Genomic DNA, 261 nt, shown 5'->3' with positions numbered 1-261 from the left:
TGTTGGCTGATGGTGCGGGTGTGCCGGTGGCGGTGGTGGAGTCGTTGGTGTTGCGGCCGGTTGTTGCTGGTCAGTTGGGTGGCGGGCATGCGCCGTTGTTTGGTGTGGATTTGGTGCCCGTGGTGGCGTCGGGGTCGGTGTTTGAGGGTGAGGTGTATCGGGCTGGTGGTGTTCATGAGGTGTTGGCGCGGTTGCAGGGGGCGGTGGTGGCGGATGAGCGGTTGGTGGTGGTGATTGGTGGTGGTTTGGAGGATGCGCCGG

The 261-nt window shown here is 64.4% G+C and carries 1 protein-coding gene; it reads left to right on the top strand.

The genetic code is table 11. The annotated features are described in order from the left end of the window. Nucleotides 1-26: 26 nt before the first annotated feature. Nucleotides 27-261, top strand: a 235-nt coding sequence (locus LPA41_RS41490) for a hypothetical protein (RefSeq protein ID WP_229077018.1), incomplete at its 3' end; no start/stop codon positions are given.

Origin of the sequence: Actinoplanes sp. DH11, from assembly GCF_020873875.1 — a bacterium.
In the GTDB taxonomy this organism is placed as follows: domain Bacteria; phylum Actinomycetota; class Actinomycetes; order Mycobacteriales; family Micromonosporaceae; genus Actinoplanes.
Note: the sequence above shows the minus strand (reverse complement) of the source record. Positions and strands in the feature narration are given on the sequence as shown.